Annotated in this window: 15 protein-coding genes; 6 read left to right on the forward strand and 9 right to left on the reverse strand. The window is 63.8% G+C overall.

Going from position 1 to position 14,498, the window contains the following annotated elements; all coding sequences use genetic code 11:
• Positions 1-2,009: vitamin B12-dependent ribonucleotide reductase (locus B2Z70_RS15020; protein WP_518167581.1), on the reverse strand; the 2,009-nt coding region annotated here is incomplete at its 3' end.
• 243 nt (positions 2,010-2,252) lie between these two features.
• Between B2Z70_RS15020 and B2Z70_RS15025 the strand changes: the two genes are divergently transcribed.
• Genes B2Z70_RS15025 through B2Z70_RS15035 form a run of 3 tightly spaced genes read left to right on the forward strand, consistent with a single transcriptional unit; the run spans position 2,253 to position 3,655 of the window.
• On the forward strand, positions 2,253-2,666 hold the full coding sequence (locus tag B2Z70_RS15025; RefSeq protein ID WP_009801077.1) for an NADH:ubiquinone oxidoreductase subunit NDUFA12: 414 nt from the start codon (positions 2,253-2,255) through the stop codon (positions 2,664-2,666).
• A gap of 4 nt (positions 2,667-2,670) precedes the next feature.
• A complete protein-coding gene (gene mlaD, locus B2Z70_RS15030) occupies positions 2,671-3,144 on the forward strand; it encodes an outer membrane lipid asymmetry maintenance protein MlaD (protein WP_292984381.1) in 474 nt (157 codons plus the stop codon).
• Between the two features lie 37 nt (positions 3,145-3,181).
• Entirely contained in the window at positions 3,182-3,655 is a 474-nt protein-coding gene (locus B2Z70_RS15035) for a DUF2155 domain-containing protein (RefSeq protein WP_009801075.1), read from the forward strand.
• Here the strand turns inward: B2Z70_RS15035 and aat are convergent.
• The 4 genes from aat to aroQ are packed head-to-tail and all read right to left on the reverse strand — an operon-like array spanning position 3,622 to position 6,622.
• Entirely contained in the window at positions 3,622-4,272 is a 651-nt protein-coding gene (gene aat, locus B2Z70_RS15040; protein ID WP_009801074.1) for a leucyl/phenylalanyl-tRNA--protein transferase, read from the reverse strand. The genes B2Z70_RS15035 and aat overlap by 34 nt on opposite strands.
• 16 nt (positions 4,273-4,288) lie before the next feature.
• Complete coding sequence (accC, locus tag B2Z70_RS15045; RefSeq protein ID WP_292984384.1) at positions 4,289-5,638, reverse strand: acetyl-CoA carboxylase biotin carboxylase subunit; 1,350 nt, start codon at positions 5,636-5,638, stop codon at positions 4,289-4,291.
• 10 nt (positions 5,639-5,648) lie between these two features.
• Positions 5,649-6,152 carry an acetyl-CoA carboxylase biotin carboxyl carrier protein gene (gene accB / locus B2Z70_RS15050; RefSeq protein ID WP_009801072.1) on the reverse strand — a complete coding sequence of 168 codons (504 nt, stop codon included), beginning with the start codon at positions 6,150-6,152 and terminating at the stop codon, positions 5,649-5,651.
• 23 nt (positions 6,153-6,175) lie between these two features.
• Entirely contained in the window at positions 6,176-6,622 is a 447-nt protein-coding gene (gene aroQ / locus B2Z70_RS15055; RefSeq protein WP_040613010.1) for a type II 3-dehydroquinate dehydratase, read from the reverse strand.
• Positions 6,623-6,742: 120 nt separating this feature from the next.
• Between aroQ and thiS the strand changes: the two genes are divergently transcribed.
• Genes thiS through B2Z70_RS15070 form a run of 3 tightly spaced genes read left to right on the forward strand, consistent with a single transcriptional unit; the run spans position 6,743 to position 8,229 of the window.
• On the forward strand, positions 6,743-6,952 hold the full coding sequence (thiS, locus tag B2Z70_RS15060) for a sulfur carrier protein ThiS (protein WP_009801070.1): 210 nt from the start codon (positions 6,743-6,745) through the stop codon (positions 6,950-6,952).
• Between the two features lie 3 nt (positions 6,953-6,955).
• On the forward strand, positions 6,956-7,744 hold the full coding sequence (locus B2Z70_RS15065; RefSeq protein ID WP_009801069.1) for a thiazole synthase: 789 nt from the start codon (positions 6,956-6,958) through the stop codon (positions 7,742-7,744).
• Between the two features lie 56 nt (positions 7,745-7,800).
• A complete protein-coding gene (locus B2Z70_RS15070) occupies positions 7,801-8,229 on the forward strand; it encodes a VOC family protein (RefSeq protein ID WP_292984388.1) in 429 nt (142 codons plus the stop codon).
• Between the two features lies 1 nt (position 8,230).
• Here B2Z70_RS15070 and B2Z70_RS15075 read toward each other — a convergent pair whose 3' ends face one another.
• The 4 genes from B2Z70_RS15075 to B2Z70_RS15090 all read right to left on the reverse strand — a co-directional run bounded on the left by B2Z70_RS15075 (position 8,231) and on the right by B2Z70_RS15090 (position 14,322).
• Positions 8,231-9,148: a hypothetical protein gene (locus tag B2Z70_RS15075; RefSeq protein WP_292984390.1), complete on the reverse strand. Its 918-nt coding sequence runs from the start codon at positions 9,146-9,148 to the stop codon at positions 8,231-8,233.
• A gap of 94 nt (positions 9,149-9,242) precedes the next feature.
• The gene (locus B2Z70_RS15080) at positions 9,243-9,971 is read right to left on the reverse strand and encodes a DsbA family protein (RefSeq protein ID WP_009801067.1); all 729 of its coding nucleotides are present in this window, start codon (positions 9,969-9,971) and stop codon (positions 9,243-9,245) included.
• Between the two features lie 80 nt (positions 9,972-10,051).
• Positions 10,052-11,476, reverse strand: coding sequence for a M48 family metalloprotease (locus B2Z70_RS15085; protein ID WP_292984392.1), 1,425 nt, complete (start codon positions 11,474-11,476; stop codon positions 10,052-10,054).
• Between the two features lie 122 nt (positions 11,477-11,598).
• Positions 11,599-14,322, reverse strand: a complete 2,724-nt coding sequence (locus B2Z70_RS15090; protein WP_292984394.1) for a ribonuclease E/G — start codon at positions 14,320-14,322, stop codon at positions 11,599-11,601.
• Between the last annotated feature and the right edge of the window lie 176 nt (positions 14,323-14,498).

Raw genomic sequence — 14,498 nt, forward strand, 5'->3', positions numbered from 1 at the left:
GCGCCTTCCTTGTGCATGTCGATGAAGATCTCGCCCAGTTCGCCATCCTCGAACTCGCCAGTGTGCAGATAGACCTTGTGGCCGCCCACGGTGGATTTCTGGATATAGCCCTTGCGTCGGTCGGGCAGCTTGCGGCGCTCGGCGGCTCGCTCGACATATTTCTCCACCACACGTTCGACGACGCGCTCCTCGGCGATCACCGAGCGGCGCACGGAGTCGCCCGTTTCGTATTCGATGGTGTTCAGAAGATCGTAGAGCGCATCACCCTCACGGCGGATGGAAAGGCCTGTCAGACCGCGACGGGCGCTGGAGGCGATCAGGGCGCCCAGCTCCTCAATCGAGCTCGATCCTGGAAGCGCCAGCTCAAGGCTCGCCGTGCCTTCCAGCACATCCTCGCACGCTTCCGCCATGGCGAGACGCGCTTCGGGCGCCGGGTCGGCGAAGACCGCCCGCAGCTCGGGGCTCAGGATTTCACAATCATCCAGGCGTCCAGCGCCGTGCACATAGCGTTCGGCCGCAACGACTTCGAGCGGGTCCACACCCAGCTTTTCCAGAAGACGCGGGCCGGCTTCGTCAAAATGCTCGGGACTCAACCCGCACCGTCGCGCAACTTCCGGGCCCAGGCTCCAGCGGTTGATCGCAAAGCGCAACGGCACGCCGTCGCTCAGGGCGGCGTCAATGCGCGCAAACCCGGCCTGATCCACGCCGGCGTTTTCAAGTTGGGTGATCCAGTTGGCGCTGTGACCAGCTAGGGCGCCTGCGCCAAGCGCGTGCCTGCGGGCGCCAATCTGCTCGTCTTGCGTCAGCGCGCTCAGAGCGGCGTTCACGCAAGCGGCGAACTGCCGGCCGCCCGGCGCGTCCAGCGCGGCAGGCGGATGAACGCCAACCGATTCCGCGCCGATCAGTCCTGCCGCCAGCGCGTCCGGGCGTTCGAGGCTGACGGGCGCCGGACATTCGCTGCGCACAATGCGCAGGATGTGCTGGGCGCGGTCTCGCGCCGCTTCGCTGTCAAAGGGCAGGGCGAGAGCGGTCAGGGTCGCTCCCAGTCCCGCAAGCAAGAGCGACCCTGATTGATACGCGGCGGTCTGGCCCCACAGGCGCGCGGCGTAGGCCAGTCCGTCTTCATCCAGCGTCTGCTCGCGAACAAACCGCGCCAGGTTCAGAATGATGGCGGCGGGGGTGAGCGCTTGCGGTTCGGTGAAATGCAGGACCGGGCGGCCATGGGTCCAAACCGCTTCGGACAGGCGGTTCATGACGGCGCGGGCGCTCTCGCCATCGGCCAGGCGCGCATCCGCTTCGACAGCTTCAAAGAAGGCGGGATCAAGCTGAACATCGGGCAGCTCCGGCGCCTGGGGCGTGGCGAACAGCCCCTGTTCCGGCGTGATCAGACCCTGACGGGCGCGAGCGATCGCGCGCTCGATCATGGGATCCGGCGCGCCGTCGCGTCGGGCCGCGCGCACGGCGCGGGCCAGCGCGCGGTTGCGGCGGGGGTCGAAGCACTCATCATCCGCGCCGTCACAATTGACGCAGGCCAAGGCCACAGCTTCCAGCCGTTCGGCGAGAACGCGTGCGCCCACATTGGCGGCGGCCTGACCCATCTCCGCGGCGTTGAGCGTATGGAGGGCGTCAGTCAGCCCCTCTGCGCCGATGACAGGACGGGTTTTCTGGGGGGACAGGGGGGCGCCGCGCCACAGGGCCGCAACGGGAGCCGCTTCGCGATGAAGCAGGCTCGCCAGCATCTCGTCCCGCTCGACCTCGCTGTCTTGTGACAGAAGCTCGGCCAGCTCGCCCAGTACATGCCCGGCGTGGAGCTGATCACCCGGCTGGGCGTCGCTGAGCGCCACCAGCGCCGCAATGTTTCGCGCGTCCCAGCCTTCGGGGGCCAGAAGTTCAACCTCAGATTCCTCACCCACGGTATCGGGATCCGGGCTGTCCGCCTGGCGGCTGAGGAAGGCGAAATCATCCAGCGGTGAAACGCCCTTGCGGGACAGGCGACGATTTTGGCTCATGACGGCTCCTACCGATCGGGCGCGCGAATCACCCGTATGGTACCGGAGCCTCTGGTCCGGAGTCGAAGACTGAACAGGACGGTCTTAACCTGAACGTGGAAAACTGGCTGGCTAGAGCGGCCAAAGGGCCACGCTGCGTGATTGAAAGCAGGGTTTTGGCGCCCAAATGAGGGTGCATGACTGGACCCGGAGCATACGCAGGGGCATATAGCGGTCACGAGTTTTAGTTCGAAGGAGCACGCCATGCTTGGCCTGCTGTCAAAAGCTTTCACCTGGTGGAATGGCGCCTCAGCCGGCGCGGCCTGGACGATCTGGCGCTCGGGAGAGCTCGTCGGCGAGGACGAGTTCGGCAACAAATACTATCAGGAACGCAAGGGCGGCACGGGCGCGGACGGCAAGGTCCGTCGTTGGGTCGTCTATAATGGCTATGCCGATGGCTCCCGCGTGCCCTCAGACTGGCACGGCTGGATGCATCACACCTTCGATGAAGCGCCCGTCAACACGCCGCTGCCGCGCAAGGACTGGGAGCAGGAGCACCAGCCCAATCTGACAGGCACGCTTCACGCCTATCGCCCGACCGGCTCGCTGACGGCTGGGTCCGCCCGGCAGCGCCAGGCGACCGCATCCGATTACGAAGCCTGGACCCCGGGGGATTAAGCCCATGCGTGGCGGCGCCATCCTTGAAACCGTTCTGGGTCTGATCGTGCTCATCGCTGCGGGGGCGTTCTTCATCTACGCCCAGGGGCAGGTGGACGACGGCTCGGGTGCGGACGGTTACAAGCTGACGGCGCGCTTTTCCTCGGTCGGGGATCTGACGCGCGGAGCAGATGTGCGGGTGGCGGGTGTGCCTGTCGGCACCGTGACGGCGGTTCGACTCGACCAGGAGACCTATTTCGCCGAGGCCGAGCTCGAGCTGAGCGGCCATATCGAAATTCCCACGGATTCCACCGCGAAAATCGCGACGGCCGGTCTTCTGGGCGGTTCCTTCGTCGAGATCGAGCCGGGCGGCGACATGGATGTTCTGGCCGCGGGTGGTGAGATTTCCTACACGCAGGGCGCAGTGGACATGTTTGACCTCATTGGTCAGGCGGTGATGAACCGCGGATCTTCGCAGAGCGAAGGGTCTGGCTCCTGAGACAGCCTTGGTCTCGCCTCAAACGTCTGACACAGTGATGACCATGATCCGCACCCTGTTTCTTACCGCCGCCACAGCCTTTTCCGTCGCCTCACTGGCGTCTGCTTCGCTCTTCGCACAGAGCGCCGAGGCGCCTGAGCAAGCCCCGTCCGGACTGCAAGCCCTTGAAGATCCCGAGGCGCCGGAGCTGACCTCCGAACCGGGATCGGTCGTGGTTCTGCGCGGTCTGGACAAGGTGACGGCCCGCACGCGCGATTTTGAGGCCCCGATCGGTGAGGAAGTGCGCTTTGGCGCGTTGTCGATCACCGTGCCCTATTGCCGCAAACGTCCCCCGGAAGAGCCGCCGGAGGTCTATGCCTTTCTCGAGATCGAGGATCGGCGGACGGACGGCTTTGGCGTCCAGGCGGAAGGCGAGCTGATGTTTTCGGGCTGGATGTTTGCATCCAACCCGGCGCTCAACGCGCTGGAGCATCCCGTCTATGACGTCTGGGTGATCGACTGCAGAAGCTGATCGCCGTTGACGCCTTCGGGCAGGGCGAAGAAATCTGACGGCTGTTCAATCGCCGCATCCAGCAGGTCTCGATAGCTTGCCTGAGAGATCGTCTCGGCGCCAAATCGCTTGAGGTGGTCCGTATTGAATTGCGTGTCGAGCAGCTGGTAACCGCCTGTGCGGAGCCGCGCCACCAACGCCACCAGCGCCGCCTTGGAGGCGTCCGTCTCCCGCGAGAACATGCTTTCCCCGAAGAAAGCCGCGCCCAGCGAGACTCCATAGAGCCCGCCCGCAAGTTTGCCGTCCTTCCACGCCTCGATGGAATGGGCATGGCCCTCGGCATGCATGTCCAGATAGAGCATCAGGATCTGGTCATTGATCCAGCTGTCCTCGCGACCGGGAGCGGGCGCGGCGCAGCTGCGCACGACGGTCTCAAAGCAGCGGTTCACCGTGAAGGTGAAGGCATCCTGGCGAACGGTCTTCTTCAGGGATTTGGGGATGTGAAACCGGTCGAGCGGGATCACGCCGCGCTCATCGGGTTCCAGAAGATAGACGCGCGTGTCGCTGCGCGACTCCGCCATCGGGAATACGCCGCGTGCATAGCAAGCCAGCAATTCCTCAACGCCGAAGCCGCGCATGACAAATCTCCGCGGTCTATGAGCCCTGGCGCTCGGCCAGCCAGCTTTCCAGCCAGCGGATATGGTAGTCCCCGCTGAGGAATGCAGGTTCTTCCAGAAGCGCCAGATGCAGCGGAATGGTGGTCTCAACCCCGCTCACCACCATTTCCGACAGGGCGCGCTTGAGGCGCAGCAGGGCCTCCTCACGATTGCGCCCGTGCACGATCAGCTTGCCGATCATGGAGTCGTAATAGGGCGGAATGCGGTAGCCGGTATAAAGCGCGCTATCGAGACGCACGCCTAGACCGCCCGGTGCATGGAATTCGGTGACCGTGCCCGGGGAGGGCGTGAAGGCTTCCGGGTTTTCCGCATTGATGCGGCACTCGATGGACCAGCCCTCGAACTTGATGTCGTCCTGGGTGAAATCGAGCTTGTGGCCCGCTGCGACGCGAATCTGCTCGCGCACCAGGTCGATACGGGTGATGGCTTCGGTGACCGGGTGCTCCACCTGAAGACGGGTGTTCATTTCGATGAAATAGAACTCGCCGTTTTCATACAGGAACTCGACCGTGCCGGCGCCGCGATAGCCGATGGCCTTCACCGCGTCAGTGACGACCTTGCCGATCTTGGCGCGGGCTTTGGCGTCCAGCGCCACTGACGGCGCTTCCTCGAGGACCTTCTGGTGGCGGCGCTGCAACGAGCAGTCGCGCTCACCCAGATGCACCACATTGCCGTGCTGGTCAGCGAGGACCTGGATCTCGATATGACGCGGCTTGCCGAGATATTTCTCGATATAGACCGCGCCATCGCCGAACGCCGCCTGGGCTTCGGACGAGGCCGTCTGCAGCGCGCTTTCGAGCTTGTCTTCGCTTTCCGCGACCTTCATGCCGCGACCGCCGCCGCCGGATGCGGCCTTGATCAGCACCGGGAAGCCGATGGCCTTGGCGACCTTGCGAGCCTCGTCCATGTCGGTGATGGCGCCGTCAGAGCCGGGGACGACCGGAATACCGGCGTCCATGGCGGCCTGCTTGGCGGTGATCTTGTCGCCCATCAGGCGGATCGTCTCCGCGGTGGGGCCGATGAAGGTCAGGCCGTGCGCTTCCACGATCTCGGCGAAGCGGGCGTTCTCGGACAGAAACCCATAGCCGGGGTGGATCGCCTGGGCGCCGGTGATCTCGGCCGCGGCCATGATGGCGGGCACGTTGAGATAGGAGCGGCCGGCGGGCGGCGGACCAATGCAGACGCTTTCATCGGCCAGCTTCACATGCATGGCGTTGGCGTCGGCTTCGGAGTGCACCGCGACCGTCTTGATGCCCATTTCCTTGCAGGCCCGGTGGACCCGCAAGGCGATCTCGCCGCGATTGGCGATAAGGACTTTATCAAACATGAGCGGCCGCCTAGCTGATGATGAACAGGGCTTCGCCGTATTCCACCGGCTGCGCGTCATCGACCAACAGCTCGGTCAGAGTGCCCGATTTCGGGGCGGTGATGGGGTTGAAGGTCTTCATGGCCTCAACCAGCAAGATGGTCTCGCCTTCCTTCACGCTGTCGCCAGCCTTCTTGAACTGGTCCGCTTCCGGAGAGGGACGCAGATAGACGGTGCCGACCATCGGAGAGGTGACGGCGCCGGGATGGCTCTTGGCGTCGGCGGCGCCGGTCGCGGCCGGGGTTTCCGGAGCGGTGGCCGGCGCAGGAGCGGGTGCGGCGGCGGGCGCTGGCATCGGCGCATGCATGGGCTGGGCGGAATAAACAGCGGGCGCAGCGGTGATTTCGCGCGCGACTCGGATGCGCAGTTCGCCCTTTTCGACCTCAATCTCGGTCAGCTCGGTGTCATTGAGAATATCGGCCAGCTCGCGGACGAGTTTGGAATCGACCTGCGGGTTCGACGTGGTGGACGCCATAGGTTCACTACCCTTTCTAGTCATTATTTTGCACGCGCCTGCGCCAGTTGCACAGCGGCTCTAACCCCCAGCTCATAGCCGCGCGCGCCTAAACCGCTGATGGTGCCAGCGGCGGCAAGTGACACATAAGAGACCGCACGAAAGGCCTCTCGCGCAACAGGCTGCGACAGATGCACCTCTATCGCTGGCACGTCTACCCCTTTGATTGCGTCGAGCAGAGCAATCGATGTGTGCGTGTAGGCGGCGGGGTTGATCACGATGGCGGAGCCGTCGGCGCCCGCCCTGTGGATCAGCTCCACCAGCGCGCCTTCATGATTGGTCTGTTCAAAGACGATGGATGCGCCAAGACTTTCAGCGGTTTGCTGACACAGCGCCTCGATATCCTGAAGTGTCGTCGAACCATAGATCTCCGGCTCACGAGTCCCAAGAAGGTTGAGATTGGGACCGTTCAGCACAAAAACGGGTTTCAGGGTCGACACGTTTGCTCACTCCGACGAGGCTGAAGGGCGCCTGCGCGCCTTGACTGCCAGCCCCGGTTCTACGACCTGATGGGGGTGTGAACAAGCAAACCCGTGCGTGGGACGCAGGTTATGAGCCAGATCGATGTCGAGTTGAACGGGGAAACCCGCCAGATCCCTTCCAGCCTGACCCTCAAAGGGCTGCTGGAGCATCTGGAGCTGGATCCGCGCAAGGTGGCCGTGGAACGCAATCTCGAGATCGCCCCACGCGACGGCTATGATTCGATTCGCATCGAAGCGGGCGACCGGCTCGAAATCGTGCATTTTGTCGGAGGAGGGTGAGCCATGACCGCTCAGACCCAGCAAGACTCCCCGCTTGTCATTGCGGGACGGACGTTCAAGTCGCGCCTGATCATCGGCACGGGCAAGTATGAGACCTATGAGCAGAACGCGCGGGCGCTCGAGGCCTCGGGCGCGGAGATGATCACGGTTGCGGTGCGCCGGGTGAACCTGTCCGATCCCAGCCAGCCGCGTCTCGTCGATTTCATTGATCCCAGGCAATACACCTTCCTGCCCAACACGGCGGGCTGCTTCACCGGCGAGGACGCGGTGCGCACCCTGCGTCTGGCGCGCGAAGCGGGCGGCTGGGATCTGGTGAAGCTCGAAGTGCTGTCCGATCCCAAGCACCTCTATCCGGACATGGCGGAAACCCTTCGGGCCTGCGAAATGCTGGTCAAGGAAGGCTTTGAGGTCATGGTCTATTGCTCGGACGATCCGGTCTACGCCAAGCGCCTGGAAGAGGCGGGCGCCTGCGCGATCATGCCGCTCGGCGCGCCGATCGGCTCGGGGCTCGGGATCCAGAACCCGGTCAATATCCGTCTCATCATTGAAGAGGCGAAGGTGCCGGTGATCGTGGATGCGGGCGTCGGCACGGCGTCGGACGCCGCGGTGGGCATGGAGCTCGGCTGTGACGGAATCCTGATGAACACCGCCATTGCCGAGGCCAAGGACCCGATCCGCATGGCCAGCGCCATGAAGCACGCGGTCATTGCAGGTCGGGAAGCGTATCTGGCGGGTCGGATGCCGAAAAAGCGCTATGCCGATCCGTCGAGCCCGCTGGCGGGACTGATCTGATCCGCTTGCGTGCGTTCTCTCAATGTTCCATGGTGTAGCCTGTCAGGGAGGACGCCATGGAACAACGTATTTCTATGATTACGCTCGGGGTTTCAGACCTCGCACGCGCTCGGGCCTTCTATGAGGGGATGGGATGGTCAGCGCTGCCGTCGCAGAGCGAGCAGATCGTCTTCTTTGATCTGAACGGGGTGATTGTCGGGTTGTTCGGCGGCGCTGCGCTGGATGCGGATATGGGCCGTCAGAACCCACCGAACGGGCGTGTGGCGCTGGCCTATAATGTCCGCAGCCGCGAGGAGGTGCAGCCGATTCTCGATCAGGCTGCGCAGCTCGGCGGCGCCATCCTCAAGCCCGGTGAGGACGTCTTCTGGGGCGGGCATTCAGGCTATTTCGCAGACCCGGACGGACATGCCTGGGAAGTGGCGCACAATCCCTTCTGGCAGATTCTGGACGACGGGCGGATCAAGCCTGAACCGCCCGCTTGCTGATCTAGGACGCGCTGGACCGGCGCAGCGCTTCCGCGCCCACCGGCAGGTCATCCACGACTTCGCCACAGACCGGGCGGGACACGCGTTCGCCGCGCATCAGCAGGCTGTGCTCATACTCGCGCATCGCTGTGCCGCCCATGCAGGGCAGCACATGGGTGATCTCGATCATGTCCCGCTCGGCCATGCCACGCATGACCGCGGCGGCGAGGGCGTCGCTGACGAGCGCATTGACCTGCCAGGCGCGCTCTGCGCCAGACCAGGCGCCATAAGCTCGACCCGACGGGCCGACCATCAGCGCATTATCAGTTTCGCGCATGCGGATCGGGACGAGGGGGAACCATTCCGGTCCATTATAGGGCGGGTAGGTGGTGTCCCAGCGGGCGCCGACGCTGAACCAGGGGCTGTCATAGAAGAAGGGCAGGATGTTCAGCACGCCATAGACGCGGCCATCGGCCCAGCCTGCTTCTTCCACGCCGGGCCAATAGGCCTCGCGGCGGGCGGCGACGGGTTCATCCATGATGATCCGTCCGGTCAGGCGGTCGGTGATCCAGACCCGGCCCAGAAGGGCGGCGTCCATATGAGAGCCGAAGTCGGGGCCGTGCACGGCGTCAAAGTCCAGAGATATGACGTATCGCGCCTGATCGCGATCCGGCGCGGCAAGACCCGCCTGTTCGAGTGCGGTCTCAAAACGCGGTCGAAGGATGGTGCGGTTGGGTTCTGGCAGGAACCAGGAGAATTGCGAGGTTCCGGTGACAGGACCAAGCGCCATCTGATGGTAGAAGGGGCTTGCGGCGTCCACCCTGACGCTCTGGGTCGTCAACGGCTGGGGCGCCTGACGGGCGGCTATGGCGTCCTTGCTGGCGCAGGCGGTCACGGACAGCGCTGCACAGGCAGCGAGCAGAAGTCTGAAATGCGTCATCATCCCCTCCAGATTGCGGGGATGATTAATCCTGAGCGGGAAACAAGCTGTAAACGGCGCCGGGATAAATCCCGGCGCCGCAGTCATTTTGTGATTAACGCGTCAGGGCCTCGGAGACCGCGCGATCGAGGCTGTCGATATCGGCGCCCGGGATGACCGTATCGCCCACAATGAAGAACGGCGTGCCGGTAATGCCGATGGACTGGGCCAGCTGGCGAACATCGGCGAGCTGACGAGTGATCTCTTCGGACTCCATTTCCGCCCGCATGGCGGCCACATCAACCCCGGCCGTGACGGCGAAAGCGTCGATGCGTTCGTCGGGCAGGGGGCCGCTCGCATTCATGACGGCGTTATGGAACGCCTCATAGCTCTCAGGCGCCACGCGCCAGACTGCGAGCGATGCGCGCGCGGCGTTGGTCGATTGTTCGCCGCGGATCGGAAATTCCTTGAAGATGAAGCGCACCTGATCGCCATGCTCTTCCAGGACGGACTGGATCCACTCGTTGGAGACGGTGCAGTACGGGCAGCGATAGTCAAAGAATTCGACGACGGTGATCACTGGATTCTCAGCGCCGACCTGCGGATCACGCGAATCCCCGAAAAGCTGGTCTTCGCTGGAGGTCACAGCGCCCATCAGGGCGTCCTGCTCCCGCTGTCGCGCGCGGCGCTGAAGCTCGATCAGCGCTTCCTCGATGATCTCGGGATTCTGCAGGATGTAATCGCGAACGATCTGTTCGATCTCGGCGCGGTCGGCCGGTTCTTGCGCCGGGGCGCAGGCGGTCATGCCCAGAGAGACGGCGAGGGCGAGCAGCAAGGTGCGCATGAAAGCTCCAGTCAGGATTCAGGTCTTACATGACCGTGCGTTTAGCGCGTTTGATGCAACAGGCACAATCACAAGCGTGTTTAGGGCTGCAACAGCATCTGCCGGCTCTGAGGCTGGAAGTTGGGCCGGCGTTCACGCTCCCGCCGGTTCCATTCGCGCATTTCACGGGTGTCCGGCCGGGTCACGGCGAGGATCTCGGTCGCCCGGACCCAGGCTTCCGTACCGCGTTCCAGCTCCTCCTGGGCGCGCGTTGCGAAAATATGCGCCTGCATTTCGTCGCCTACTGCATAGGCGCGCTCCGCCGTCGCCAGTTCGGCCTCTGCGGTTTCGCCCAGTTGCTGGTGCGCCAGGGAACGCTGGAACCAGGCGTAGGCATTCTGCGGTTCGCTCACCAGCGCCACCCGGAGCTGGCTGAGGGCCTCGCGGGCATTCGCCTCATCATTGGTCGCGATGAGCGCGGAGGCGTAGCCGATGCGCAGAAGCGGGGCGTCCGGCAGGAGTTCCACGGACCGGCGATAGGGTTCGATCGAGCGTTCGATGAAACCGCTTTCATAGAGCATCTGGCCTTTGAGTTCGAAGAAGAACGGGTTCTCCGGCTCGATTTCCAGCAGCTCGTTGACGGCCGTCTCAGCGCTCTCGGTCAGACCTTGCTTGTAATAGGCCACGGCCCGGGCATAACGCGCCGGAATGGAGGTGTCGGTTTCGGGATATCGCGAGAACGTTTGCGCGGGCGGCGCCATGAAGCCGATGATCTTGGCTTGCAGGCGTTGGAGCTCTGCAATCTCCGCCTCTGTATCGGGCACATCCGCATAGGGGGAGGCTTCCACATTCCGGCGGAGGGCGGCGACTCGGTCGGCGGACAGGGGGTGAGACCGGAAGTACTCCCAGCGGCGCTGGAAGGAGATGCGCTCCTGATAGGCGAGGCGCTCGAAAGTGGCGACCAGGCCTCGGCCGGACTGATGGGTCTCGGTCAGAAAGCGGACGGCCGCCTGATCGGCAGAGGCTTCCTGGGCGCGCGTATAGGTCAGCATGTTGAGCTGACCGAATTGCGGTGCGGAAGCCATGATCGCGGCCCCGGCGTCCGGGGCGCCAGCGAGCGCGGCGATCAGACCCACGCCCAGCGAGGCCGCCATGGTGGCGAGGCCCGCGCGACTGGCTTCGCCGCGACGGATGATATGGGCGCCTTCGATATGCCCGATTTCGTGAGCAATAACACCTTTGATTTCGTTAGGGTTTTCGGCTCGAATAATGGTGCCGGTATTGAGGAATATATTCTGGCCGCCCGTCACGAAGGCATTAAAGTCCATGTCGCCGACGAGATAGAAATCGACAGCGTTCACATCCAGCCCCGCCGCTTCCAGAAGCGGATCTGAATATTGCCGCATGGCAAGCTCGGTTTCTGTATCGCGGATCAGTCCCTGAGCATGGGCGCTGGAGAGGCTGGCGAGCGCCAGGCCTGCGGCGGCGGCCAGTCGGGTCATGCTGTGACGCACGGATGTAAGCATTCAGAACGCCTTCCTCAGTGTCAGCCGCCCAGCCGAAGCGAAAGTCTATCTACTTGGCGGACGATACGCCAGAGAACGTGAGAACGGCGCCGGATTTGTGACATCCGGCGCCGTTCGCTCGCCTAGCTCAGACCAAGGAATTTGGAGGATTTCTGCCACCAACCGCGTTTGGCGGGGCGCGCCTCTTCGCTGTCGCCGGTTTCCTGACGGGTCTCGGAGGCAGCGTCTTCCGGATTGTCACTCTCGGCGCTTTTAGCCTCTGCCGCAGGCTCGGCGTTGGTCTCTGACGCCTGGATCTCGGCCTTGGCCTCTTCAACACTCAGTTCGGCCGGTGCGCTGGCCTGTTCCATGGCTTCGCGCGCCGCCTTGTCGGTGTTTTCCGGCTCGGCCTTCTTGCGGCGCGCACGACGCTTGGGCTTCGCAGAGTCACCTGCATCAGCGGATGCCGTTTCGTCGTCAGCCGCATTGGTTTCAGACGCGGCGTCAGCAGCGGGCTCGGCCTTCTTGCGGCGGGTGCGCCGTTTGGGCTTGGCGGGCGCCTCATCCTCTGCATCGCCCGATTGAGCGTCTGCAGTCGGTTTCGCGGTACCCGCGTCCTCAGCCTCGGCTGCAGACTCAGTCTCAGCCGGTTTCTTGCGGCGGGTGCGACGCTTGGGCTTCGCCGGCGCCTCATCCTGATCCGCGGGGCTGTCGTCAGAAGCCTGGGCGTCCTCAGACGTGTCGGTTGCGGCGGTTTCAGACGACTCGCTGTCATCTGCGGCGGATTCGCTGCGCTCCGAGGGTTTGCGACGGCGACGGCTGGGGCGTTTGCGGCGCGGTGCGGCCTCTTCGCCGTCTTCGCCTTCGCTGGCGCCAAAGGGTTCAGACTCGGAAGGTTCGATCACCTGCAGGCCCGCCACCTCATCATCCGAAGCGGTGTCGGTGGTCTCGGCGCGGTTTTCATCGTCCGCATTATCGAGCGCGGCCTGGGCGTCGTCCTGACCGCCAGCTTCATCATTCCGCTTGCGGCGGTTGCGTCCGCCCCGACGACCACGGCGACGGCGCTTCTTGGAGCCGTCTTCATTGGTCTCATCCGATGCGGAGCGGGCAGGGCGAGTGTCGCGTTCGGCGCTGTCTTCTGCCTCGTCAGCCTCGTCCTCATCGATATCCAGGTCCGGCTCCACGGCGTCTGCGCTGGTCAGCGGGGTGTCGGCGCGGGCGGCTTCGGCGACTGCGCGGGCGGCTTCGCGACGGCTTTCCAGGCGTTCGAGCTGACAATCGGGACGGATCAGGCTGTCATCGGCGGACACCGTGACGCTCATGTCGTAGCGCGCCTCGATGGCGGTGAGGTGATCGCGTTTCTCGTTGAGAATATACAGCGCGACCTCAGGCGAGCAGCGCAGACGCGCCTTGGCCGTCCGGCCCCGCACACCTTCCTCTTCCAGCGTGCGCAGGGCGACCAGTGCGCTCGATTCGATCGAGCGGATATGGCCCGAGCCCTGGCAGTGCGGACATACATCGGTGGAGCCTTCCACCAGCGAGGTCCGGCGGCGCTGACGGCTCATCTCCATCAGTCCGAACTGGGAGATACGGCCCACCTGCAGGCGGGCGCGGTCGCGCTTGAGGGAGTCCTTCATCTTCTTCTCGACAGCGCGAACATTCTTGTTCTCGTCCATGTCGATGAAGTCGATGACCAGCAGCCCGGCGAGGTCGCGCAGACGCATCTGGCGGGCGGCCTCCTCAGCCGCTTCCATATTGGTCTTGAGCGCGGTCTGCTCGATATTGCGTTCCTTGGTCGCCTTGCCCGAGTTCACGTCGATGGAGACGAGCGCTTCTGTCGGGTTGATGACGATATAGCCGCCCGATTTCAGCTGTGCGACAGGCGAATGGATTGCTTCAAGCTGGCTTTCCACCTGATGACGCAGGAACAGCGGAGTGGCGTCGCGATAGTTCTGGACCTTCTTGGCGTGGCTGGGCATCAGCATGCGCATGAAGGCCTTGGCCTCCTTGTACGCCTCTTCGCCGTCCACCAGAACCTCGTCGATTTCCTTGTCATAGAGATCGCGGATCACGCGTTTGACGAGATTGCCTTCCTCATAGATCAGCTTGGGCGCGCTGGATTCCAGCGTCGTCGTGCGGATCGTCTCCCAGAGGCGGATCAGATAGTCGTAATCGCGCTTGATCTCGACCTTGGTGCGCGCTGCGCCCGCAGTGCGGATGATCAGACCCATGCCCTGGGGCACGGACAGCTCGGAGACAGCTGACTTCAGGCGCTTGCGGTCCGACGCATTGGTGATCTTGCGAGAAATGCCGCCGCCGCGGGCGGTGTTGGGCATCAGCACGCAATACCGACCGGCCAGCGACAGATAGGTGGTCAGCGCTGCGCCCTTGTTGCCGCGCTCTTCCTTGGCGACCTGAACGAGCAGCACCTGACGGCGCTTGATGACTTCCTGGATCTTGTACTTGCGCAGGAAGGAGCGGCGACGGCGCGCCGCTTCATCGATCAGATCATCCTCGTCGGGCGCCGGAGCGTCCTCGTTCTCCTCGTCCGAACCGGCGTCTTCTCCGAGGTCTGCGGCGACCTCGGCCTCGGCCTCGCGCAGGGCGGCGCGATCCTCGTGCGGGATCTGGTAATAATCGGGGTGGATCTCGTTGAAGGCGAGGAAGCCGTGCTTGTTGCCCCCGTATTCAACAAAGGCCGCCTGCAGCGACGGCTCTACGCGAGTGACCTTGGCAAGATAGATGTTGCCCCGGATCGGCTTCTTGGAAGCCGATTCGAAATCGAATTCCTCAACCCGATTGTTGTCGACAATCACCACCCGGGTCTCTTCCGGGTGGGCGGCGTCGATCAGCATTTTGCGTGACATTAAAAAACGCTCCATACCGCATGCCGATCGCCGCGCTCGACTGGGAGGCGGCGTCAGACATGCAGCGATTGTGGATGGAACGCGCTCGGCGGCGATCTGTTCTTAGTAAAGATGATCTCGCGGCGGGAGCGCGCATCATGGGTCTGTCCTTAACCGGGCAAGGGCGGTTCTGATTC

It is taken from the genome of Oceanicaulis sp. UBA6590, assembly GCF_002433705.1.
GTDB lineage: Bacteria > Pseudomonadota > Alphaproteobacteria > Caulobacterales > Maricaulaceae > Oceanicaulis.